This window comes from Paraburkholderia sp. GAS448, assembly GCF_050435685.1.
Taxonomy (GTDB): domain Bacteria; phylum Pseudomonadota; class Gammaproteobacteria; order Burkholderiales; family Burkholderiaceae; genus Paraburkholderia.
Genome location: NZ_JBNDKT010000001.1, coordinates 15,294 through 37,945 on the forward strand (window position 1 = coordinate 15,294; position 22,652 = coordinate 37,945).

Genomic DNA, 22,652 nt, shown 5'->3' on the forward strand with positions numbered 1-22,652 from the left:
TGAATGAAGGCAGGCGTCGAATAACCCTGACATGACTTTCCATGTCAATCGGAATGTTTGGTGTCCAGTGCCCATGCGCGAATGAACTCCCTGAGGGCGGCGTGGCAGTAAATCTCGACGGTGGATCATCCTGATATCCGCGGGTTGGTTACCGCATTACAGTGGACCGTCTCATGAGCCTGCCGCATTCTTAAGCCGCAAGTCGGGTGATATCCGTTGCGGGGTTGTGCCGCGGGTTACTCGAGTAGCCGGGCTACGCCGCCTTCAGGAAACTCGTGGATCTATGGGTGTGCGCCGTGGTGCTTTGTAATCAGGTCGCATCTCTGCTAGAAGGTAACGCGAGCGATATCGCCAGACGCCCGATGCCCCAGATAAAACCCGACAGTTCACGGGCAATGGCCACGGCCGCGGTATTCGCATGCTTACCACGCGCGGCCAGCCTCCGGTATCGCCGACATAGTCGAACTTGCGCGTCCCACGCGCGATCGATGATGGCCTTGGGAATGCCTTCATGCCGACGCTGAATTTCGGGACTTACACGTGCCGGGTGCCGGTAACTCCAGGCAGCCTCGACGAGTAACTTTCTTGCATAGCTATTGCCGGTCTTGGTGATGCTTCCCTGCCGTCGCTTGTCACCCGATGAGCGCTCTGACGGGGTGACGCCGACCCATGCCATCAATTGACGCGGATGGTCAAAGCGCGACAGATCTCCGAGTTCGGCGAGCATTCCAACGGCGGTGATGAACTGCACACCGCGCGTGGCCTGCAGGCCCAGGACGGCCGGATAGAACCGCCAGTTTATCACTGCCTCACGCAAGGCTACGTCAACACGCTGGCATTGCGCGAGCCGGTCTTCAATCGTGCGCCGAAGTTCCTCAAACGCGAATTGTTGCCATTCGCTCTCGAACGCATACTGGCTCACCCAGTGTCGGTGAGCCGGTCCCCAGTCGGCGTGACTGCTATAGCGTACATCGTGTGCAAGCAGAAACGACTTGAGCCGCTGCCGTGCCTGCCTCAAATCGTCTTTGGCCGTCATCCATGCACGGGCAAGATCGCGAAATGCCTTGTCCTCGACGGTCGGCACGTGCACAGCTGACAGGTCGCCAGCCCGTAGGGACCGCACAAGCTTGACCGCATCGCGTCGATCCGTCTTGACGCGCTCGCAGGGCTTTCTGGGAATCAGCGACGGGGCGCACACCATGCAGTCGAATCCCTTCTGGACCAGTTGCCGGTAGAGGCCGTAGCCACATGGCCCCGCCTCGTAGACGACGCGTACGTGTCGCGCTTTCGATTGAAGACGCCTGCACAGGCGATCGATATCCGTCTTCGTCGTGCCGATCTTGCCGGGCAGGTCGACTTCGCCCGTGCCGGGCGCATAGGCCACCGTGATCGAGTCCTTGTGAACGTCCAGGCCGACGTACAGCGTGCTATCGTGTTCCATGCTGGCCTCCGTGGGGGAAATCGCCGGGTGTGGCGCCGTCCACACCGTGCGGCTCTGGCAGAAACGCTAACCCGCGTCTGATTCCACGGCGGGCCAGCCTCTGCCTCACGGAAAGTCATTGTGTCTTAACGAAGTTGGACCTCGCCCTGTTGCGACAGCATTTGTTACGGCAACCATGTAGTGAGTTCGGTGAGAGACAATAGTGGGAAGTATTATTCTGGTTGGGTGCAGGGAGGAGCGTCTGATGAGCGGTACCCAACAGGATGAGAGAACACCCTGGTTCCCTTCCACGATCAAGCCTGTGCGAAAAGGCTTTTACGAAAGTCACTGGCTGATCGGATCGCAGATCAGACTGCGTTATTGGGATGGTGATTTATGGCAGGCAGATGGACTCGCAAAGGCGATGGCTAGCGCGCGGTGGCGGCTACGCTTCGCCACGCGCACGAGGACTGCCGCGCGACTTCAGCCATGTGCTTTCTCGTACCAGTCATCAATCAACAGTTCTGCCTTGTGCAACAGCTCCATACCCAGGTTAAGCACGCCTGCATCGGCTTTGGCGACTGTTTTCTCGAATCGGGACAGCGTCGGCTTGTTGCCGTCATCGACTTCGCGCTCAAACCATACGCCGCAGGTCCAATGAACTGCCGTTTCCGTAAGGCTCATGTATATCCTGAAACCGCGATATGTCTCGACACAATTCGAAGTCATATCGCCGTCCTTTAGATATGAAGAAATAATTAGTGTTTCGAAACTAATTCGGTTGAGACCGGTACCCAAGGAATCCTGCACCTGCTCAAAAAATGCAAGTGAACGACAGGAAGAGTGATCCAAGCGTCAGCGTTTCCCCTTCTCGTACCATTCATCGATCAACGCCTCTGCCTTGCGCAACATTTCGATTCCAAGGTTAATTGCGGCCGTATCGCTCTTGGCAACCGCTTTCTCCAATCTGGGCGGTGTCGACAGGCTGGTGTCACCGTCTGTGCGCTCCATACCATATGTTGCAAGTCCAGCGAGCTTTCATTTTCGTCAGGTTCATGAATATCCTCATACCACGGTAGGTCTCCACGCTTTCCGAGATCATGTCACCTCCCTTCGCACATAAAATACTAGCGCGTCGAATCTTAAGCAAACCTTGGGTTGCGTCGAGGGTGGGCGGCCTCAAATTTGAAGCGCAATGAGGCCAGGAAGAGTCGCGTAAACTATGGTCTACGCACAGGCACCGATCGACCTATGTCCGGTCCCTCACAGCCTCGATGACGAAGCGCGCGCTGAGCTGCTTTGCTACCTTGTGGTGTGGTGGGGCAGTTGGTCGCACAGGCTCGCGCCGGGACGTGGTTCAGAACCGATCACCTTGTCGAGTTTGACGGTCAACGGAGCGAGCTGCGATCGGCCGGAGCGGCTTGAGTTGGCTCGTGCATCAATGGAGCTCGCAAAGGAGTTATCAATTGTCTAAACCAGCTTCGCAATAAGTGCTGCAATCGTTGACTAAGGTGGTAGTTCACGAAAGGCAAAATATGAAACACATTTATATATGTTTCTGCGCACTTTTCTGCCTTGCGCATCAGCAAGTTCAAGCCGATTCGCTCTCGTGTGAAACGCTCAAGACTCGCATCGCGGCAGACCTGGATTCTAAGGGGATCCGCTACAGGCTCGAAGTCCGTACAAATGGGGATTCGGACGGCATGACGATTGTTGGTCATTGCGACGGCGGCACCAAGATAATTACATATGCCGCTCTCGCATCGGATCGTGCGGCACCGACTAGCGTACCCATAGCCACGTCTAGCCCGCCCACTAAATCGGCGCTTACATGGAGCGGACTCGGAAATATTCAGCTCGGAATGTCGCTCGACTCGGCAAATGCCGCAGCGGGCTTGAAGCTCGAACATAATGCCTCAGGCGATTGCTTTTTTGCACACCTGCCGAATAATCCAGACAAACCCGAGTTTCTATTCCAGGCTGGAAAATTGGCGCGTATTTTCGCCGGTCCAGATAGTGTCATTCGCGGAGTGAAAATCGGAAGTCGAATGCAGGAGGTTCGGTCGGCGTTTTATGACTCGAGAATCAGGCTAGCAAAGACTTATTATGGGAGTTTTCCGCTTATCTACATTACGAACACGAAATCGACGAATACACTTTACTTCATATTCGATGGCCGTAATAAGGTCGATGAGTTCGGCGTAGGGAATGGAAGAGCAGTGGAGTTGGAAGAGTTCGAAGGTTGCGCTAGATAAGGCGCCAATCTTGACGTCGGGTGTTGCCGCTACCTTTGAAAAAAGTGTCGAACCTTTGGTCGCCTAATCCGACTCCGCTTCTTCCAATATTGCGCGCGCGATAGGCGAGAATTCCGCGAGCGCCAGCGTAGCGATACCCACGCTGCGCGCGTTCCGATGTGCTGCAGCACCAATTCCCAGTCCGCCGGGTGAACAGACGCGCAAGGGGATCGGAGCCAACACTCGGGCGCGTTAAGCCAGCGGTGTCAGGCAGCACTCGGCCGAGGGCGTGTGAAAACGCATTTATCGCCTAAACTGAATCAACGCATTGAGACCGGGTGACTCATGAAGCGATTCGTTGAAGGCGATGACCGCAAACAGGTCGCACTACTTCCCGAATGCGTCGATGACTACATCGGACAGGATAACCCAGTAAGGGTGATAGATGCCTTCGCCGACGAACTGAACCTTGCGGAACTCGGCTTCAACGGTACCACGCCGGCGCTCACAGGCCGCCCGTCCTATCATCCGGGCGTAATGCTCAAGATCTATATCTACGGGTATTTGAACCGGGTGCCGTCTAGCAGGCGTCTTGAGCGTGAATGCCAACGCAATGTGGAGTTGATGTGGCTGACAGGACGTCTGGCGCCAGACTTCAAGACGATCGCCGACTTTCGCCGCGACAACGGGCCGGCTATTCGCAACGTGTGCCGTCGTTTCGTCGAACTATGTCGCGGACTGAAGCTGCTATCCGGCGACATGGTGGCAATCGACGGCAGCAAGTTCAAGGCTGTGAACAGCCGTGACAGGAACTACACGGCAGGCAAGATCGACAAGCGTCAGCAGCAGATCGAGGAAAGCGTTCAGCGATATCTCGACATGATTGAAACCGCAGACCGGATCAGCCCGACAGGCTTCGATGTGAAGACCGTTCGCCTGTACGAGAAGATCGCGCTCTTACGTCAGCGGATGCGTGAGCTCGAGCAGATCAGGGAGCAACTGAAGAAGGAACCGGACAAACAGTTGTCGCTTACTGATCCGGATTCCCGGTCCATGACCAGCGGTGGCAAGAGAACCGGCACCGTCGGCTACAACGTCCAGACTGCCGTGGATACGAAGCATCATCTGATTGTCGAACACGAGGTGACGAATATTGGAGGGGACCACGGCCAACTCAGCAGGATGGCTCTGTCGGCGAAGAGCGCGATGGGCAAGCTGAAGCTGAAGGTGCTGGCTGACCGCGGCTACTTCAGTGGTCCGGACATCCGCGCGTGTGAACTGGCCGGGATCACCACGTATGTCCCGAAACCACTCACCTCAGCGTCGAGGAAGAAAGGGCTCTTTACCAAACGCGACTTCATCTACGTTGCCAGGAACGATGAGTATCGATGCCCCGCCGGCGAGCGCGCAATTCTTCGATTCAAGACCGTTGAGAATGGCATGAATCTGAACGTGTACTGGCCCAGCGCATGCCCGCGTTGCCATCTCAAGGATCGATGTTCGCCCAGCGACTATCGCCGCATCCGACGATGGGAGCACGAACATGTACTCGAAGCCATGCAGCGTCGACTCGACCGCAAGCCTGATGCAATGACCATCCGAAGAAGCACCGTTGAGCATGTATTCGGCACCCTCAAGCACTGGATGGGTGCGACACACTTCTTGACCCGGACGCTCGGACGGGTGAGCACCGAAATGAGTCTCCAAGTATTGGCGTACAACCTGAAGCGCGTCATGAAAATACTTGGGGTTGCCGGGACAATAAAGGCGATGAGAAGAGCTGAAACCTAAGGCCCCGAGGGGCTTTTTTGCGCTTGATACGTTACGCTAGCGCGCGCCCGATCTGCCAAAATCGATTGATCGGGCTGGCGAACTCGCTTGCAGCCATCAAAAAGCAGTTTCCACACGCCCTCGGCCAGTTTCGGCCATTCGACACCAGAGTACAAATCGCCCACAATCGAGATAGAAAGATGAGCCGGTTCGTCCTGGAAGAAGCCAGGTTGCCGATTCATTTTTGTTACGCGTCCCTCACGTCTTCGAGCGCCGCATCTGGTGTCGGCGCTGTGATGCCTAATGCCCATTTCTAATGGTCTAGTTAATGCCGGAGCGCCCAATGAAGCCGTCGACTGAAATGCCCTCTAAGACGTATCCGAGCACCGAGCGTTGCGCCTATTGCCTGAACGAGTTTGAGCTTGACGATCTGACTGACGAACATGTGATACCGCTAGCACTGAGTGGCCGCTACATTCTTGAAAAAGGCGCGTGTAAGACGTGTAACGGTGGAGCAAGTCAGCGTTACGAGCAAAAGGCATTAAACACAAACTTTCTGGTTCCACGTTTGCTACTGGAACTGAAACGAAGACGAAAAAAGAGCAAACCACCGAAGAAGCTCCCACCCATCTCGCTCAATGCAAGCTCGATCGCGGATACAACGTTCGATATCGATGTGAACTATCGCAGTACCCCCCGAAGTTTGAATGGCTTGTGCTACCCATACCGGGCAAGCTCGTCGGCCCCAATCAGGGCTCAGGCCTTTCTACTTTGCGCATACAGATCCTCAATCTCGGTGTCAAACTTTCTGTTGAGCGCCGGTCAGTAGGCACACGGGTGATCATGGATCACACTGCCTTCGCGCTCAGCATCGCAAAAATTGGCTATTGCTATGCAATCGGTGAACTTGAGTTCGGCGGGTTTGATGGCTCCGAGATTCGAGACCTCCTTGCAGGCCGGCGCGATGATACCTACAACTTTGTCGGGTCTGCGTCTGACTGGAGCGATATACGGTTGCAACAGTTACACAGACTGTCCTATCACGTTGAGCAGGGTATGCTCGTTGTGCGCGTAGCCCTGTTCGCATCGTGCGGGGCGTGTCCTTTACTGGTCGTCCTTGGCCCGGTGACGACTCCATGATCCCAGCGCGCGTCATTGCTGGCGCGGCCCGGTTAGGTCAGTCCGTAGCGCACTCCACCATCATTGCAAAATGATATGGTCGCTTGCGTTCGACTTCGGATTCCATTGACGGATAAGAATGGTGCACGGGTGGTTGTGCGGACGACGGACCACTCGCGAGGCTAGCCAAGCATGTCGAAACGACCGCTTTTGGCAATTCTGAAGGACCGTTTAGGGTCGGGAGTGTGAGCTCGCTGATGCAGGAAGCTGCCATTCGACTGCTCGATGTCGCCACACTCAGCAATCCGCCACATTGTTGACGTAGAAGCCGACCCGCACCAACGTCGGCAACGGCCGAGATACTTCCATAGGGCATCCGGCAGGTTCCGGGGTGGACCAGCCGTTCTTCGCTTTCAGACCCCTTGGACAAGATGCGATTACAATCCAGCACCTCGATCCGACAACCGTGATTTGCGCCATGAGATACCTCCTTGCATTGACACTCGCGGCGGTCATCGCGACCGCAAGCACGGCCGCGACAGCCGAAACATCCGGGGGCAGCGATACACCCAAACAGCAGTGCGCCATGGGGTATGTCACCGGCGTCGGTGGATCGGCACAGAGCGTTCGTGAGTACCTTGCGAAGATAGTCCGTTCCGCCTTCGCTGATACTGGTTGCACTGGCAGCTTGCTGCCAGTGCAAGCGGAACATGCACCCGCGGGCTACGAATATCTCGACCCAAACGCTTGGACGTTTGCGGCTTTGAGCACGCGACGACACGCGTCGCTCTAGTCCCACTGATATTGGCTGACCGTCGAGTATCAGCTAATACGGCTTTGTCACGTTATTTGATCGCGTCGCGGTAGTGTGACGAACCGAGCTTTCCTTCGCGGCTGGATAATTGCGTAGCTGGTCGGTGACGATCTTGCGCGGCACCGGGCACGAACGAAGCACGCGCCTGAAGAATTGTTTGGCGGCGGCCGTGTCGCGCCGCGTCTGCAGCAGGACATCGAGTTCGGTGCCGTGCTCGTCGACGGCCCGCCACAGCACATAAGGTTCACCGCGCAGCGTCACGAACAACTCATCGAGATGCCATGTATTGCCCGGTTTTCGCCGGACAGCCTTGACCCGATGCGCAAACGCAGTCCCGAATTTATCGCACCAGCGGCGCACGGTTTCATAACTCACCACGATGCCGCGCTCGAACAGCAACTCGTCAATGTCTCGCAAGCTCAACTGAAACCGAAAGTACCAGCGAACGGCGCAACTGATGACCGCCGCTGAAAAGCGATGTCCGTGATAGAGCGGTTTGAAATTTTCATCTCAAGGATTCTAAGCGACACCTCGATAATGTGACAAAGCCCTTCGACGCCTTCGCGCTGGTGACGGCGCACGGCATTGCGTCATGACGTAATTTCACCCTTGTACTTGAGCACGCGCTCACCCGCGGCGAGCGGTTTCATTGCGAACGCGCCCCTGCCGTGAACTGGCGATCGCCGGACAATCATGCGCCTCATGGTGTTCCCTCGATTGACATGCGCGGCAGCATAGAAGCTGCCTGATTTCGCATCGACAGCGATGAGTCCACGCGCTTGCGCGATCACTCAGCCCGGCATTCAGCTCCACGTCGGTGGCTCGTCGCGCCAATACCGGCAACGTCAGAACGGACGCGGTGCCCGCGCGTCGCATTCCTTGACCTGCAAGGACATGCTGCCGACCGTTTCGAGTTCGATGCGCAAGGCATCGCCAGGCTGGATCGGGCCGACACCTTCGGGCGTGCCGCTGGCGATGACATCACCCGGCTGAAGCGTCAGCACGGACGACACCAGCTCGATCAACTCTGCTATGCCGACGATCATTTCGCTGGTGTTGGCCTGATGCCGGATCTCGTCGTTGACCCAGAGGCGATTGCGCAACGCGTCCGGCCGCGCAATCTCGTCTGCCGTTACCAGATACGGCCCCATGGGTGTAAAACTCTCGAACGACTTGCGCATCGAACGCTCCTCCTCGCCGACGCCCTTCTCGATGCGCATCGTCACATCGATCAGACAGGAGTACCCGAACACATAGGACATCGCGTCGTTGCGATGCACGTTACGCACCTCTCGCCCGATGATGACCGCCAGTTCGGACTCGTGGTCGAAGCGGCGCGCCGAACCCCGCGGCAACACGATCGGCTCGCCGGCGCCGGTGAGCGAGCCCGGCGCCTTGAGGAAGAACCCCTGTTCGCGCGCACTGCGCCCACCTGTCGTGACCGACCGTTCCCCCAGTTCGCCAATATGCTTGCGGTAGTTTGCGGGCGCGGCGAACACATGCTGTGGTGCAGGATTGGGCGAACGCAAACGGACCGCGTCGAGTGCGATCTGCGTCCCGGTCTTCCGATAGTCTGCCAATATCGGGCCGAACTCGTCCCATCGGGCGATCAGGAAGTTGACGCGCTGGCGCGGCATGATGTCGAGAAAGCGCGGCAGCGCGTCGGTCATGTCATACAGCGTGGAGCCGTCGACGATGCCCACCCGGAAGTCGTTGAACGATGCAATTTTCATGTTGATATCAAGCGGTTTGTTGTTGGCCAGAAGGATGCGATTCGTCGTAGTAGAAGCCGAGCGCGCGCATGGCGGGCGCATCGTTGACCTGGAACAGCACGGCATCCTCCAATGCCGACCCGTTCAGGTGCTCGTGCCAGTCCCACGGACGAATCGCAAGGAAATCGCCGGCACGCCAGTCATAGCGCCGGCCGGCCACGATGGTGGCGCCCTCGCCTTGCACGACGTAGTAGAGCTTGCTACCTGTATGCCGGCGCGCCAGTCCGTGAAAGCCCGGGCGGAGCGTCTGCAACTGCATGCCCATGGTGCGCATCGCGGGACCGCCATTGGTCGGGTCGCGGTACTCCAGAACGACGTCGTCGAACGGGTCTGGATCCAGCCCCGCCGCCTGCTGTAGCGCGCCCCGTGCCATCGCCTGCGGATAGGCGAGCAGCGGGTTGTGCGGATAGGGGCGCGGCGCGCCGGGCGGACTCATCAGGCCGCTGCCGAACGCGCGCGCAGAACGGTCGGGGATTCGGTCGACCGCTTGCTGTGCGGCGCTACCCGGCTCGAAGAACGTCGCATGCATGCTTCGCATCAGCGAGATATCGAGCACGTCCAGCCAGACCATCGGCTCATCACCTTGATACTCGTGGTCATGCCACATCATGCCCGGTGTCAGCACCAGATCGCCTTCGTTCATCGTGTAGCGCTCGCCGTCGACGGTGGTCGTCGCGCCGCCGCCCTTCATGATGAAACGAAACGCATTGGCCGTATGACGATGCGCGGTAGCGACCTCGCCCGGCAGGATGACCTGCACCGAAGCCCAGAACGTCGGCGTGGTGCCGAACGGCAGACCCGGGTTGTGAAGACGCAGCGTGCGGCGCTGGCCGCCGGGCTCGAGGCTGATTTCGGCGCCCAGTCGCGCGAGCAGTGCCTGCATGTCGTCGCCACGCCAGAGCACGGTCTGCATGTCCGACACCGGTGCTCGCGTGAATAGCGGCGGATCGTCCGGCTGGTGAACGCGATAGTTGAACTTGGCGAGATCCGCTTGCAGTGCGCGTCGCGCCTGCGCGTCATGCATATCGTGTGTTCTGTTCATTCAGGCACCTCCCGCCGCGCCATCGAGATCGGCATCCTTGACGGCGAGCACCAGCAAGGTCGCCACGACCGCCAGGGCGGCGGCCATGACGAACGCGTCCTGGTAACTACCGGTATGCTTGTGGATCTGCCCGAACAACGCTGGTCCGCAGCCCAGTCCGAAGCTGAAACAGAACATCAGGGCGCCGTAGACCGAGCCCAGATGCCGCCGTCCGAAGGTCCGCGAGGCGAGGTAAGCGAGCGCATCGACCTCGGCACCGAGGGCAATGCCGATCAGCACGGCCGCCACCGGCACGGTGATCGCGGAGATTCCGGCGGCAAGGCAGATGAAGCCGACGGCGGCACCGAAGAACACCAGTCCCGTCAGGCGTGGCGCGCGGAAGCGGTCGAGCAATGCGCCGAAGCCGAACCGGGCGACCATCATCGCGACGCCGACGATCGTCATGACGAATGAACCCTGTTGCGTCTTGAGTCCATAGTCGGACAGGATGATCGGCAGCACGTGCGTGCCCGCCCCCACGACAATCGAGATCAAGTAGAAGCCGATGGCGATCAGCCAGAACGGCCGCGTACGGACGGCCTGGCGCAAGCGCATGCCAGCCACCTCGTTCTTGCCAGCGCCCGGGACGACGCGACTACCCTCACTGGCTGCCGCGACTGCCTTGGGAGGCTCGTGCAGCAGCAACGCCACCGACGGAATGCTCACGGCCCAGACGATCACGGCCAGCGCGACGTAGGCATTACGCCATCCGAAGGCGTCGATCAATGCGGCCGATAAGGGCGGGAACAACGCGACGCCGACGCCGCTGAGAATCATGGCCGAACCGAGCGCCAGTCCGAGACGCTTGTCGTACCAATTGGCAACGGCCTTGACATAGGGCACCGGCACCTGCGCAGCCCCGAACAGGAAGGCCAGTGCGAAGAAGAACACGAAGCTCTGTGCGCTGTTGGACATCAGGCCGACCAGCATCACGCCTACACCCAGCGACGGCCCGGCGAAACGCGCAACCCGCCGTGCGCCGAAGCGGTCGACCGCGAGCCCCGTCAACGGCGACGCAAGCGCCACCAGCAATTGCCCCCACAGGACGGCGGCGCTGACGTCAGCCCGCGACCAGCCGGTACTCTCGATAATCGGTTTGACGAAAACACCGAAGCTGAACAGCAGGACCTGCCCCGTCCCGAGAAACAGGTTCAGTCCTGCCCCGATCACGACGCCCCGCGCACGTGCCTTGAGCGAACGCGCGGCAGGGGCCCGCGTGTCCATCTCGCTCAATATTTCCCGCTGCATGTCTGTCTCCGCGTCTTTGGTGGACGTTCAATTCGAATTCCTTGCGCCGCTCGCGTTACGCTGCCTCACGCTCGCCACCCACTGCTGCGTGAGCGCCACGCACGACGTCGATGATTTCGCTCGCCTCAGCAGGCTCGACGTTACCGCGCCAGCATACTTGCCCGTCGGGACGCACAAGTACCAATGCCGTCTCGTAGAGCCGGGCAGCCTCGTCGTTCTCGATGAGGTGCATCGTCAACGGCACGCCGGCGCGTCCGGCCGCCTCGATCAGCCCTTGTCCGGACGGTGCCTGCGCGCCGAAACGCAGCAGCACGAAGGTCTTGCCGAACAGATCGAGCGTCGATTGCCCCTCACCCAACCAGGCATGCGGTGCGCGTGAGCCGGGCCGCGCAGTCTGCGTGTAAGTGGAAACCGTATCTTCGGGGCACGACGTGCCATCCGGTACGACAATCGGCGAGCCTTCGTAGACATAACCCAAGTGAATGCCGATGCTGAACCACTCGCGCTTCATCGCATCGGTGTACGCATCGCCGAATGCCTTGCGCGCGCGATCGCCGGCCTCCGAATCGTCGAAAAGCTCGGCTGGCGGCTCTTTCACACGCGGCGCAAGCATGCGTTTCAGATTACCGGTCGATTCCGTGACGTTGCGCACGCCAATGGGCCGTTGCTCATGATCGTACGTGGCCAGCAGGTGCTCGCCTCCCCACCCCTGAAGCGTTGCCGCGAGCTTCCACGACAGGTTGACGGCATCCTGGATACCGGTGTTCATGCCGAAGCCACCGGTCGGGGAAGTCAAGTGCGCCGCATCGCCAGCGATAAAGACGCGACGGGTCGAATAGCGTTCGGCGACCAGTTGACGACGCACCCACGGCAGTACCGACAGGATCTCGAAGTCGAACGGGATGCCGACGGCCTGCACGATGGCTTCGCGCAATTCCGGCTCGGTGTACTGCCGCTTGCTCGCATCGCCGATGAGCGAGAAGCGCCATTGGTCCCGGCCGTTGATCGCGACGAGCGTAGCCCATGTGCCCTGCTTGCCGATGAAGATGTAGCGGTACGCCGGCTTCTTGTCGTGCAGCACTTCGAGCCCGTCGCAGCGGAAGATGACGTTGGTCGTGTAGGTCAGCGCGTCCGGGCCGATCATCGGAATGCCGACCGACTTGCGCACCGTGCTCGCCCCGCCGTCCGTGCCGACGAGATAGCGGCACTCGATCGTCTCCTCTTCCCCGGTATCGACATTGGCGACGCGAGCCAGCACAGCACCCTCGCGCTCCTCGAGGCTTATCAACTGCGTGCGGTAGCGCAGCTCGGCGTGTCCCGAGCGCTCGGCAAAGCGTCGCAGTACGGGGTCGAAGAAGTTCTGCGGGCAACGCTCGCGCTTTTCCGGGCTCTGTGGCGGCCTGGCTTCGTCGCGTACCGGGGCAAAGGGCTCACGGCCCAGTTCGTGACCGGTCAAGCTCGTGACCCACGCACAATCCTGCGGGTAGTCGCGGTTATAGCCCGCCGCGTGCACCCAAGGCACGATGCCCCAGCGGCGGCAATATTCCATGGTGCGAATGCCCACCATATCCATCTTGGCCTGGGTGATCGCGCCGTCGGTGCGCTCGATCAACAGCGAAGATACGCCGTGCTCGCCGAGATCGCCCGCGAGGGCCAACCCAATGGGGCCGGCACCGACAATCAGTACTGTTACGTTTTTCATGATCAGAAGAAGTGTTTGAGACCGGTGAGAACGGCGACCTGCTTGCTCGTGCCGATACCGGCGGGTCCGCCCACCAGGTTGAGGGAGGCTTCGGTCGCATCGCGGCTGGCCTTCTGGTAAATGGCCGCCGCATAGACGCTCGTGCGTTTGGAAAGCGAGTACACCGCACCTGCCTCGAACTGGTTCCAGGCAGGCTTGTTGCCACTGGCAAAGTTCAGGATGCTGCTGCCGCCATTGGCCTTGCCGTCGGTGTAGATGTAGGCTATGCCGAGCAGCAGTGCCGGCGTCGGGCTCCACGTGCCGTTAAGCTCGTAGTTGTCGAGATGCAGGCTGGTGTGATCGAGATAGTCGAGCCGGACGTGACTGTAGACGCCACCGACCGCGAACTCGCCGAAGCGGTAGCGAAGTCCGCTGTTGACGATGGTCTGCTTCGTCACGTAGGCGAGATAGAAAATGCCCGTGTTGGGCACGGCGTCAGTCACGGCGCCACCGGTGTTGTTGCCACTGATACCGGCCGATGGGGTGTCCAGCCCGGTATAGGCCAGTGCTGCCGTGACCGGCCCGTGCTCGTAGCGTGCGCCCAGCGCGAAGCTGCGATTGTTGCCGAAACCGGTGCCGCCGCCCGTATTTGCCTGGTTCGCGAAGCCGTAGATCGCGCCAAGCGTCAGGCCGGCATAGTTCGGCGAGACGTACTTGACCGAGTTGTTGAAGCGCCAGGTGCTGTAGAGGTTATCGGCGTCGCCAACGTGCGCGCCCCACTGCGTGCCGAAGGTTCGGGCTGCGGTGATGTCCCCGACGAACTGGAAGCCGAATTCGTACTGGCGGCCAACGGTCAGTTGGCCGTAGGCCGGACTGTCCAGTCCGACAAATGCCTGCCGGCCGAACAGGCGTCCGCCCTGCAAGGCCGAGCCGGTCGTCGCGCTAAAGCCGTTCTCCAGGGTCGCGATGGCCTTCAGCCCGCCGCCAAGGTCCTCCTGGACTTTGATCCCCCAACGGCTGGATGCCTGCGCGCCGTTGCTCAACTGGAACACCCGCGAGCCCTTGGTAGCGACCGACTTCGCCTCGCTGCTCACGTACGCGAACGTGGCATCCACGATGCCATAAAGCGTCACGCTCGACTGCGCGTGAACGAGGGACGCCGCCCCCATTAACCCGGCAAACAGGAATGTCTTTTTCACCTATGTCTCCCCACTATGGGTCCGGCGCATGCACGCGTCGGCCGTCTCTTTCTGGGCGCCTGTCGTCATGCCAAACCGTGCTCCGCATTTGGCGGCCCTCCTCTCGAACCGGTCAAACCGGTCGATGGACGAATAATAGCTCATAAGGTTATACCTTATACCGCCGACAATTACGAATAGACGACGCCCCATCAGTGTGGTATATGGTCACACCTTATAGCCTTTAATCGTTGAGAATCCACATGAACGCAAGACGCCAACTGGTCCCCGCCAACACGACTGACGACGCCCAGACGTTGCCGACCTATCGGGCGATCAAGACGAAGCGTGCCTTCGAGGAGGTGTGCGAGCAGATTCGTGAGCAGGTGGCGCTCGGTGTGTTGCGGCCCGGTGATCGCCTGCCCCCGGAGCGCGACTTCGCCGAACAGTTGGGCGTGAGTCGCACCGCGATTCGCGAGGCGATGCGCAGTCTGGAAAACGCAGGACTGGTACAGTGCCAGCAAGGGATGGGGGGAGGCGCTTTCATTCGAGAACGCGATTCGCACGCCGTGACGCAAGCGGTGAGCGATATGGTGATGCTGGGCAAGATTCCATCGTCGAGCGTGATGGAGGCGAGGCTGATTCTCACCGAGCAGGTGATCCGACTCGCGTGCGAGCGCGCCACCGAGGCGGATTTCGACGCCATCGAGCAGAACATCGACCGCACCGAAGATCTCACGCTGCGCGGCGACTTCAGCCGGCGCGACGCCTACATCGTGGAGTTCTACGGCGTCCTCGCGCAGGCGACCCACAATCAGGTCATGGTAATGCTGCTCGAGTCGCTCTCGGAGCTGACCCGTGCGTTACTGCTCAGAGTCAGTGCAACGCCCCGCACTGACGTAATTGCCACCCGCCGCAACGTCCTGCGTCACCTGCGCGCGCGCAACGCGGACGCCGCTGCGGCCGAAATGCGGATGCATCTCAAGCGGCTCGATCAGCATCTTCAGGATGATTTTCTAAGTCACGCGCAGGGGACGAAGGGCAGTGACAGTAAAGGGTGAGGCGCGTTCAGCAAGACCGGTGCGAACCGGCGTCGGCCTCCTGTTTGTATGATCATGTCTGCAGTGTCTTCACCACCTCCTCGGTATGCTCGCCCAACCAAGGCAAGCTTGGTCATTGACTACGCCGCTGTGGTCGCGAGATAGTTCATATCATCACACAATGGATGCTGCCGACCGGTCGCGCGGTTGATCAGAGAGTGTCCGGCAGTCGAATGGCCGTTTGCTGGGCGCGGCCGTCGCCTGAGTGTCCGAAAGACGCGGCGGGCGAATGACGCTTAGTGGCCGGTCTGACCCATACCGGTCCTACAACATATCGTTCCGGTAACGGCGGGTTTCGCCCAAAGGGACTAAACCGCTCGCGCGATATGGGGCTCCGGCCGGACTCCGGCAGTGAATGAGAGGTGAGTGGCGCCGTTTACCGATCTGCCGCTGACAGATCATCCGGTTGGACCAGATCGTCATTGGACATGAACCCCTACTGTGCAAGCTGCACACATCTGATCCCTCGCTCCCACCCCTACGCGGAAATGCTGCTGTCACCCTAAACGCATCTTTCACGACTATCTCGCCACGCGCGTCGAAGTCGACGGCAGGTTTGCGCCGTGGCCCAAGCCTCGAGTCGTTCCGTCAAGGACAGGGACGACTTCCCTCCCAGGCGCGCTGGAGCAATGCTCGAAGGGGCGCTTTCTCTACGGGACGCGGATTCCAGTAGGGATTGGACATTGCTACATCGCACGCACGATCGAGGTCGCTCTCAAGCAGGCCGATCTCACTCAGCCCACGAGGCACGCCGAGTTCCTGGCTCAGGTCATACAGGCCATCTGCGGCAGAGGCCACATTCAGTGCCCGACCAATTCGCGTCATTGCCTCATCTGCGACAACACTGTTGTAGGCGAGAGCATGGGGAAGCACAATTGCGTGCGTCTCCGCGTGCGGCAGGTTGAAGGTTCCGCCGAGGGTGTGGCAAAGTTTGTGATGAAGTGCCATACCGACGTTGCCGAGAACCATCCCACATAGCCAGGCGCCGTAGAGGCACTCACTGCGTGCACCCTTGTCCCTGGTGCCAGCCTTGACACCCCGGAGCCCTTTTGCGAGCGAGCGGATTCCCTCTTCTGCCATCAGCGACATGACGGGGTTCCCATCCTTTGCATACAACCCCTCTGCTGCATGCGCAATCGCATTCAGGCCACTCACGAACGAAAGATGAGCCGGCAAACCGACCGAAAGCTCCGGATCGTAGAGAACTGTCTTCGGAAGGACCTTTGCGTCGCGCCCCGTCTTCTTCAGGCCCGCCTCTGTTATACCGTATATAGGCGTCATTTCCGAACCCGCGTACGTCGTTGGAATGGCGATAATCGGCAGTGACGACTCTAGTGCGATGGCCTTGCCGAGCCCAATCGTCGAGCCTCCGCCGATGGCCACCGCACAATCAGCGTCAACCATCTTCGCGTGCTCGCGCGCGCGGCGGGCGTTTTCGATGGGAACGTGCATCTGCGCCCCGTCAAAGACGCCAGCACTCGACGGACCGAGGAGGGCCGAAACAATCTCGGCCTGCGCTCTCTGCTCGGGGGTGCACAGAACCAGCGCCCTGCGAGCTCCCAGCGCTTCGACTTCCTGCTGGATGAGCTTCATGCTGCCGGCGCCGAACACCACCCGCGAGGCAGGCGTCGTATAGGTAAATTGGTACATAAGGCTCCCTATCGTTCGCCGACTCAGATGTAATCGACCTGATGCCGCGCGATACGACTGTCCCCAATCACCTGCTTGACACGCAGATGCTCCGGATGGGACGCGTATGCCTCCAGCGACTCAAAATCCTCAAACTCCGTGTAGAGCACGACGTCACAGGCATAATCGACGCCGCTCAGGTCCATACCGACCTCGAGCTTCTTTAGTCCCGGAATCTTTCCACTGAGACTTTCAAAGGCGCTCTTCACCAGTTGAGCCGTTTTCTTCTTTTGCTCGGGCGTCTCACCGCGAACATCCCACATAACGATGTGCTTGATCATATCGATTCCATGTTTACTAATGATGCACGTGCGATCCATCCGTTTGGGCATCCATATCGATAGACGCTTTGCCTGGGCTCCGCCGGGCACTCTGCCGTTGAAATTGGCTTCTCGTCCGCACCGTCTGGCTGCACGTCCGGAATCCGAAGCTCAAGCCTTGTTCTTGTTGTACACGTCAACAAATACGGCTGCGAGCAGAACGATGCCTTTGATGACCTGCTGATAGTCCACGCCGATGCCCATGATGGACATACCGTTGTTCATCACGCCCATGATGAAGGCACCCACGACCGCTCCGACGACCTTCCCGACACCACCCGAGGCGGATGCACCGCCGATGAAACATGCTGCGATGACGTCGAGCTCGAACCCGGTGCCAGCCTTCGGCGTTCCACTATTCAGACGTGCGGCGAAAATCAGACCTGCCAACGCGGCAAGGATGCCCATGTTCACAAAGGTCAGGAAGCTCACTGCCGGAACGCTGACGCCCGACAGCCGCGCAGCCTTCGCGTTGCCGCCAACCGCGTAGATTCGACGGCCGATGGTCGTGCGATTCATGATGAACGTGTACACGCCAATCAGCACACCCATGATGACGAGCACGGTAGGCAAGCCACGATAGGATGCGAGCAGGTAGCAGAAGAACACAATCAGCGCCGTAAGGACGACATTTTTCGCCACGAACATTGAGAACGAACCGCTCTCGACTCCATGTTTCGCTGCGCCAGCACGATGCCGAAGCTCAATCACAAAGAAAAGCGCGCCGACAAACACGCCGAGGAGAATCGAGGTGATGTGAAGCGTCTGTCCGTTAAAGAGGTCAGGGATGAAACCCGAACTCACGGCGCCGAATGCATCAGGGAACGGGCCGATGGACTGACCCTGGAGCACGAGGTTTGTCATGCCACGGAAAACCAGCATGCCGGCTAGCGTCACAATGAACGACGGCATCCGCCAGAACGCAATCCAGTAGCCCTGCAAGGCGCCAATCAGCGCGCCGGCCGCGATACAGATGATGGTCGCCCAGATATAGTTGACGTCATACTGCACCATCAATACTGCCGCTAACGCGCCTACCAAACCGGCCGTTGAACCGACGGAGAGGTCGATGTGACCTGAAACAATCACCATGAGCATTCCAAGAGCCATGATGACGATGTAGCTGTTCTGAAGCACCAGGTTGGTCAGATTGAGCGGCTGCATCAGTACGCCGCTCGTCGAAATCTGGAAGAACACCATGATGATGACGAGCGAAAGAAGCAGTCCATACTCGCTGCCAATACGCTTGGCCACACCAAAAACTTCACTTTTCTTGATCTCGGTGCCTTCGGCGGCCGCGGGAGAGAGTGACTTACGCATTTTCGATACCTCCATTTCGCATAATCGCTCGCATGATTTTTTCCTGCGAGACCTCTTCTGCGGTGAATTCGCCGACGAACCGGCCTTCGTTCATGACATAAACGCGGTCACACATGCCAAGAAGTTCGGGCATTTCCGAGGAAATCATGACCACACACTTACCTGCCGCAACCGCCTGATTGATGATGTTGTAAATCTCGTACTTCGCTCCCACATCGATGCCTCGCGTGGGCTCGTCGAGAATCAGCACTTCCGGTTCAGAGAACAGCCATTTACTCAACACGACCTTCTGCTGGTTTCCGCCCGACAGGTTCCCAACGACGTGGGTGACGCCTTGAGCGCGAATTCGAAGCTTCTTTAGGAAATCAGTCGCAACCGTTATCTCCTCGTGCTCGTCGACGATGCCTAATCTAGAGACCCCCGAAAGGTTCGCGAGCGTGATGTTTCGCTTGATGTTGTCGTCGAGGAGCAAACCGTTGCCTTTGCGGTCTTCCGTCACGTAGGCAATGCCCGCCTTGATGGCCTTCTGAACCGAGGAAACGTCAACCTGCTTTCCATGTATCAAAACCTGGCCCGTGATGTCTTGCCCATACGTCTCGCCAAAGACGCTCATGGCAAGCTCTGTACGTCCAGAACCCATCAGCCCGGCGATACCGACGATTTCGCCCTTACGCGCGGCCAGGTTCACACCTTTGATAACCGCACGGTCCCGCTGTGTGGGATGCTGGACACGCCAATCCTTGACTTCAAAGATTATTTCGCCGATGTCCGGCGTGCGTGGCGGGTAGCGGTCGGACATCTCCCGACCGACCATCGCCTTGATGATGCGGTCTTCGCTTACGCTCTCAGTTTTACAGTCGAGCTCGTCAACCGTCGAGCCATCACGAATCACGGTGATACCGTCCGCGACTCGCGAGATCTCATTCAACTTATGCGAGATGATGATTGACGTGACGCCACGCGATTTCAACTCGAGTAGCAGAGTGAGAAGCGTGTCACTGTCTTTCTCATTCAAGCTGGCCGTAGGCTCGTCGAGAATGAGCAAGCGAACCTCTTTCGATAACGCCTTGGCAATTTCAATAAGCTGCTGATTGCCAATGCCGAGCGTGCCGACTGCTGCATCCGGGGAGTCCGTGAGCCCCACCTTCGCCAGCAGCCCCTTGGCCTTCGCACGCGATACCTGCCAATCGATGATGCCGCGCTTCGACTGCTCGTTACCAAGAAAGATGTTCTCGGTGATCGAGAGCATCGGTACGAGGGCGAGCTCCTGGTGGATGATGATGATTCCGACCGCCTCGCTATCGGAAATATCGGCGAATGCCCGCTCCTGACCGTCGTAAAGGACGTCGCCAGAATAAGAGCCGTGTGGATAGACGCCGCTGAGGATTTTCATCAGGGTCGATTTTCCGGCGCCATTTTCTCCACAAATGGCGTGAATCTCGCCCTGCCGTACCCTCAGATTTACGTTGTTCAGGGCTTTGACTGCACCAAAGCTCTTCTGAATTCCGCGCATCTCCAGAATGGTATCCATGGTCAAACTCCTCCGATTGGTCACGCTCGGGAGCGTGCCTGCGTGAAGCGGGTCCCACTCGCTGTGGGTCCCGACACGCTGACGTTCAGATGCCTTACTTAAGTTGGCCCTGCGTGTAGTAACCGCTGGTCACCAGCTCAGACTGGTAATTAGCCTTGTCGACCAGGATAGGTTTCACGAGGTAGGTCGGAACAATTTTCGCTCCGTTGTTGTAGCTCTTCGTGTCGTTGACGGGCACTTGCTTGCCGGTCAGCGCGTCGTCGACCATGTCCGCCGCCACGCTGGCGAGCTTGCGCGTGTCCTTGAACACGGTTGACGTTTGGTCACCTCGAACGATGTTCTTCACGTTCTGTACGTCCGCGTCCTGTCCCGTGATGACAGGCATCGCTTGCTGACCCGACCCGTATCCCACCCCTTTGAGAGACGAGATAATGCCAATCGCCAACGCGTCATTTGGCGCCCAGACCGCATCGAGATGGTCCTTGCCATAGAATGCGCTCAGCAAGTTGTCCATCCGGGCCTGAGCGGTCGCGCCATCCCAATTGCGTGTCGCGACTTTTTCGAAGGCAATCTGTTTGCTCCGAATCACGAACTTGCCGCTATCGATGTACGGCTTCAGAACGGACATGCCACCCGCGTAGACCATATGCGCGTTGTTATCGTCCGAGGAACCACCGAACACTTCGATGTTGAACGGGGTCTTGCTGCCAGCTTTCTGCCAGGCGCTGACAATACTCTGTGCTTGCAGGACGCCGACGCCGTAGTTGTCAAAGGTAGCGTAGTAGTCGACATTCCTGGTCTGGCTAATCAGGCGGTCATATGAGATGACCTTGATGCCTTTTTTCTGGGCGAGCGCCAGGGCGTCAGAAAAAGTCTTGCCGTCAATCGGTGCAATGACCAACGCTTTGACACCCTTCGCAAGCATGTTCTCGACCTGGTTCACCTGCGTCGGAACGTCGTAGTTCGCGTACTGCAGGTCAGACGAGTAGCCTTTCGCCTTCAGTGCATCGACCATGCTTTTGCCGTCGGTAATCCACCGCGATTCGGTCTTGTCAGGCAGCGAAATTCCAACAACGCCCTTATCCTGGGCGAAAGCAGCACCAGACATAGCCGAGAAAGCTGCCGAAGCGGCCAGAATGAGCGCGACACTTTTCAGAATCTTCATCACATCATCTCCTATTTAGTAATACGTATCTATGATTTCGTTTTGTGAAGTGCGGAATCCCCGGCCGACGCTCGAGGGCGTCAGCCATTCAAACTCTTAACCGATAACGACCTCTGCACCGGCTTCATTGGACGAAGCGAACATGGCCTCGATGACACGGCTGATGTTGTACGCCTGCATGGCAGGCACAACCGACTGCGTGCCGTTGCGCATTGCGTCGAAGAACGCGTTCGACTCACGGTCGAAGTAAACCGGATTGCCGATTTCAGCGATATCGGGCGAATACTCTGTCTTTTTCGTCGCCCAGATTTCAGGGAAGCTGGTCTCTTGCCATTCGGTCCAGCCTTCCGGATGGGCGCCTTTGCCAACGTCATAAATCTTGTAGCTCGCGGGCAGCGAGCGGGAAGACATGATGCCTTCCGTCCCGTAGGCGGTGATGTCCCAGCTCTCGGTCCACGGCAGGACGTCCCACGACATGAAGTCGACGGTGACAATCTTGTCTTCGTAGTTCAGCACTGCACCTGCCGCATCTTCACGCGATTCGTCACCGTGAAAATTCGGAAACTTCGTGATTCGGGCGTTCACCGAGCGCGGCAGGCCGAAGTGCAAAAGAATGCGGTCGATGAGGTGGCAGCCGATAACGAACACTGCGCCGCCGATATCGCCTGGCTGAGTCATGTGCGCAGTGCCCGCTTCGTCATGTGAGCAGCCTCCGTGGGCGCGCACCTGCACGACTTTCCCGAGACGACCGCTCTTGAGGGCAGCCTGCATGGCATCGACCGAAGGAGCGAAACGCCAGCAATAGCCGACTTGCACGAGTCCGCCAGTACGCTCCACCGCTTCGACGATGCGCCTGGCGTCGACCGAACTGCGGCCAGCGGGCTTTTCGCACAACACTGCCTTGCCCGCTTCGAGCGCCTCAATGGTCAGGTCGGCCATTTTCTCGCTCTTGGAGTGGACCAGCACGACATGCACATTCTCGTCCGCCAGGATATCTTCCTTTGAGCGCGCCTCGATACCGAGGGCGTCGACGAATGGCGTGAGCAGCGGGCTTGTATCCCACGCCCCCAGCATTTTTGCATCGGTACGACGCTGGATTGCCTTGACTCGCCCGGAAGTATGCGGGTGAGTGATTCCAAGACATGCCACGCCAAGCGTTTCGTTCGGACCCATTTTTCGCGTCATGACTCTTATCTCCTGCGGATTCCTG

The 22,652-nt window shown here is 58.9% G+C and carries 19 protein-coding genes and 2 pseudogenes; 5 read left to right on the forward strand and 16 right to left on the reverse strand.

Going from position 1 to position 22,652, the window contains the following annotated elements:
* Positions 1 to 310: 310 nt before the first annotated feature.
* The 3 genes from P3T23_RS00085 to P3T23_RS00095 form a co-directional block, all read right to left on the reverse strand.
* Positions 311 to 1,441: an IS110 family transposase gene (locus tag P3T23_RS00085; protein WP_429314178.1), complete on the reverse strand. Its 1,131-nt coding sequence runs from the start codon at positions 1,439 to 1,441 to the stop codon at positions 311 to 313.
* A 462-nt stretch (positions 1,442 to 1,903) separates the two neighbouring features.
* Positions 1,904 to 2,104 carry a hypothetical protein gene (locus P3T23_RS00090; protein ID WP_429314179.1) on the reverse strand — a complete coding sequence of 67 codons (201 nt, stop codon included), beginning with the start codon at positions 2,102 to 2,104 and terminating at the stop codon, positions 1,904 to 1,906.
* 171 nt (positions 2,105 to 2,275) lie between these two features.
* Positions 2,276 to 2,431: a hypothetical protein gene (locus tag P3T23_RS00095; RefSeq protein WP_429314180.1), complete on the reverse strand. Its 156-nt coding sequence runs from the start codon at positions 2,429 to 2,431 to the stop codon at positions 2,276 to 2,278.
* Between the two features lie 524 nt (positions 2,432 to 2,955).
* Here P3T23_RS00095 and P3T23_RS00100 point away from each other — a divergent pair.
* From P3T23_RS00100 to P3T23_RS00115, 4 genes are all read left to right on the forward strand, one after another.
* The gene (locus P3T23_RS00100; RefSeq protein ID WP_429314181.1) at positions 2,956 to 3,675 is read left to right on the forward strand and encodes a DUF1161 domain-containing protein; all 720 of its coding nucleotides are present in this window, start codon (positions 2,956 to 2,958) and stop codon (positions 3,673 to 3,675) included.
* A gap of 324 nt (positions 3,676 to 3,999) precedes the next feature.
* Positions 4,000 to 5,445 (forward strand): IS1182 family transposase, encoded by a 1,446-nt coding sequence (locus P3T23_RS00105; RefSeq protein WP_429314182.1) that lies wholly within the window; start codon positions 4,000 to 4,002, stop codon positions 5,443 to 5,445.
* A 340-nt stretch (positions 5,446 to 5,785) separates the two neighbouring features.
* The gene (locus tag P3T23_RS00110) at positions 5,786 to 6,253 is read left to right on the forward strand and encodes an HNH endonuclease (protein WP_429314812.1); all 468 of its coding nucleotides are present in this window, start codon (positions 5,786 to 5,788) and stop codon (positions 6,251 to 6,253) included.
* A gap of 14 nt (positions 6,254 to 6,267) precedes the next feature.
* Entirely contained in the window at positions 6,268 to 6,564 is a 297-nt protein-coding gene (locus tag P3T23_RS00115; protein WP_429314183.1) for a hypothetical protein, read from the forward strand.
* 823 nt (positions 6,565 to 7,387) lie between these two features.
* Here the strand turns inward: P3T23_RS00115 and P3T23_RS00120 are convergent.
* The 7 genes and pseudogenes from P3T23_RS00120 to P3T23_RS00150 all read right to left on the reverse strand — a co-directional run.
* A pseudogene (locus P3T23_RS00120) lies at positions 7,388 to 7,855 on the reverse strand (IS6 family transposase); the annotation flags it as partial.
* 95 nt (positions 7,856 to 7,950) lie between these two features.
* A pseudogene (locus tag P3T23_RS00125) lies at positions 7,951 to 8,061 on the reverse strand (SET domain-containing protein-lysine N-methyltransferase); the annotation flags it as partial.
* A 141-nt stretch (positions 8,062 to 8,202) separates the two neighbouring features.
* A complete protein-coding gene (locus tag P3T23_RS00130; RefSeq protein ID WP_429314184.1) occupies positions 8,203 to 9,090 on the reverse strand; it encodes a fumarylacetoacetate hydrolase family protein in 888 nt (295 codons plus the stop codon).
* Positions 9,091 to 9,097: 7 nt separating this feature from the next.
* On the reverse strand, positions 9,098 to 10,171 hold the full coding sequence (locus P3T23_RS00135) for a cupin domain-containing protein (RefSeq protein WP_429314185.1): 1,074 nt from the start codon (positions 10,169 to 10,171) through the stop codon (positions 9,098 to 9,100).
* Complete coding sequence (locus tag P3T23_RS00140) at positions 10,172 to 11,458, reverse strand: MFS transporter (RefSeq protein WP_429314186.1); 1,287 nt, start codon at positions 11,456 to 11,458, stop codon at positions 10,172 to 10,174. It abuts the gene before it with no gap.
* 55 nt (positions 11,459 to 11,513) lie between these two features.
* Positions 11,514 to 13,160 carry an FAD-dependent oxidoreductase gene (locus tag P3T23_RS00145; protein WP_429314187.1) on the reverse strand — a complete coding sequence of 549 codons (1,647 nt, stop codon included), beginning with the start codon at positions 13,158 to 13,160 and terminating at the stop codon, positions 11,514 to 11,516.
* Positions 13,161 to 13,162: 2 nt separating this feature from the next.
* Positions 13,163 to 14,338, reverse strand: a complete 1,176-nt coding sequence (locus tag P3T23_RS00150) for a porin (protein WP_429314188.1) — start codon at positions 14,336 to 14,338, stop codon at positions 13,163 to 13,165.
* Between the two features lie 296 nt (positions 14,339 to 14,634).
* Here P3T23_RS00150 and P3T23_RS00155 point away from each other — a divergent pair, with 296 nt between their 5' ends.
* Positions 14,635 to 15,378 (forward strand): FadR/GntR family transcriptional regulator, encoded by a 744-nt coding sequence (locus tag P3T23_RS00155; protein WP_429314189.1) that lies wholly within the window; start codon positions 14,635 to 14,637, stop codon positions 15,376 to 15,378.
* A gap of 627 nt (positions 15,379 to 16,005) precedes the next feature.
* Here the strand turns inward: P3T23_RS00155 and P3T23_RS00160 are convergent.
* The 6 genes from P3T23_RS00160 to P3T23_RS00185 all read right to left on the reverse strand — a co-directional run bounded on the left by P3T23_RS00160 (position 16,006) and on the right by P3T23_RS00185 (position 22,627).
* A complete protein-coding gene (locus P3T23_RS00160; protein ID WP_429314190.1) occupies positions 16,006 to 17,067 on the reverse strand; it encodes a maleylacetate reductase in 1,062 nt (353 codons plus the stop codon).
* A 23-nt stretch (positions 17,068 to 17,090) separates the two neighbouring features.
* Positions 17,091 to 17,387: a Dabb family protein gene (locus tag P3T23_RS00165; RefSeq protein WP_429314191.1), complete on the reverse strand. Its 297-nt coding sequence runs from the start codon at positions 17,385 to 17,387 to the stop codon at positions 17,091 to 17,093.
* A gap of 150 nt (positions 17,388 to 17,537) precedes the next feature.
* Positions 17,538 to 18,746 carry a multiple monosaccharide ABC transporter permease gene (gene mmsB, locus P3T23_RS00170; protein WP_429314192.1) on the reverse strand — a complete coding sequence of 403 codons (1,209 nt, stop codon included), beginning with the start codon at positions 18,744 to 18,746 and terminating at the stop codon, positions 17,538 to 17,540.
* Positions 18,739 to 20,277, reverse strand: coding sequence for a multiple monosaccharide ABC transporter ATP-binding protein (mmsA, locus tag P3T23_RS00175; protein ID WP_429314193.1), 1,539 nt, complete (start codon positions 20,275 to 20,277; stop codon positions 18,739 to 18,741). The genes mmsB and mmsA overlap by 8 nt, the downstream gene beginning before the upstream one ends.
* Before the next feature lie 94 nt (positions 20,278 to 20,371).
* On the reverse strand, positions 20,372 to 21,442 hold the full coding sequence (chvE, locus tag P3T23_RS00180; protein WP_429314194.1) for a multiple monosaccharide ABC transporter substrate-binding protein: 1,071 nt from the start codon (positions 21,440 to 21,442) through the stop codon (positions 20,372 to 20,374).
* Positions 21,443 to 21,538: 96 nt separating this feature from the next.
* A complete protein-coding gene (locus tag P3T23_RS00185; protein ID WP_429314195.1) occupies positions 21,539 to 22,627 on the reverse strand; it encodes a Gfo/Idh/MocA family protein in 1,089 nt (362 codons plus the stop codon).
* Positions 22,628 to 22,652: the final 25 nt, after the last annotated feature.

Bases quoted from the DNA above. Each gene is read 5' to 3' on its own strand.
- P3T23_RS00085 (WP_429314178.1), bottom strand. From the start codon at position 1,441: ATGGAACACGATAGCACGCTGTACGTCGGCCTGGACGTTCACAAGGAC.
- P3T23_RS00090 (WP_429314179.1), bottom strand. From the start codon at position 2,104: ATGAGCCTTACGGAAACGGCAGTTCATTGGACCTGCGGCGTATGGTTT.
- P3T23_RS00095 (WP_429314180.1), bottom strand. From the start codon at position 2,431: ATGGAGCGCACAGACGGTGACACCAGCCTGTCGACACCGCCCAGATTG.
- P3T23_RS00100 (WP_429314181.1), top strand. From the start codon at position 2,956: ATGAAACACATTTATATATGTTTCTGCGCACTTTTCTGCCTTGCGCAT.
- P3T23_RS00105 (WP_429314182.1), top strand. From the start codon at position 4,000: ATGAAGCGATTCGTTGAAGGCGATGACCGCAAACAGGTCGCACTACTT.
- P3T23_RS00110 (WP_429314812.1), top strand. From the start codon at position 5,786: ATGCCCTCTAAGACGTATCCGAGCACCGAGCGTTGCGCCTATTGCCTG.
- P3T23_RS00115 (WP_429314183.1), top strand. From the start codon at position 6,268: ATGGATCACACTGCCTTCGCGCTCAGCATCGCAAAAATTGGCTATTGC.
- P3T23_RS00130 (WP_429314184.1), bottom strand. From the start codon at position 9,090: ATGAAAATTGCATCGTTCAACGACTTCCGGGTGGGCATCGTCGACGGC.
- P3T23_RS00135 (WP_429314185.1), bottom strand. From the start codon at position 10,171: ATGAACAGAACACACGATATGCATGACGCGCAGGCGCGACGCGCACTG.
- P3T23_RS00140 (WP_429314186.1), bottom strand. From the start codon at position 11,458: ATGCAGCGGGAAATATTGAGCGAGATGGACACGCGGGCCCCTGCCGCG.
- P3T23_RS00145 (WP_429314187.1), bottom strand. From the start codon at position 13,160: ATGAAAAACGTAACAGTACTGATTGTCGGTGCCGGCCCCATTGGGTTG.
- P3T23_RS00160 (WP_429314190.1), bottom strand. From the start codon at position 17,067: ATGTACCAATTTACCTATACGACGCCTGCCTCGCGGGTGGTGTTCGGC.
- P3T23_RS00165 (WP_429314191.1), bottom strand. From the start codon at position 17,387: ATGATCAAGCACATCGTTATGTGGGATGTTCGCGGTGAGACGCCCGAG.
- mmsB (WP_429314192.1), bottom strand. From the start codon at position 18,746: ATGCGTAAGTCACTCTCTCCCGCGGCCGCCGAAGGCACCGAGATCAAG.
- mmsA (WP_429314193.1), bottom strand. From the start codon at position 20,277: ATGGATACCATTCTGGAGATGCGCGGAATTCAGAAGAGCTTTGGTGCA.
- chvE (WP_429314194.1), bottom strand. From the start codon at position 21,442: ATGAAGATTCTGAAAAGTGTCGCGCTCATTCTGGCCGCTTCGGCAGCT.
- P3T23_RS00185 (WP_429314195.1), bottom strand. From the start codon at position 22,627: ATGACGCGAAAAATGGGTCCGAACGAAACGCTTGGCGTGGCATGTCTT.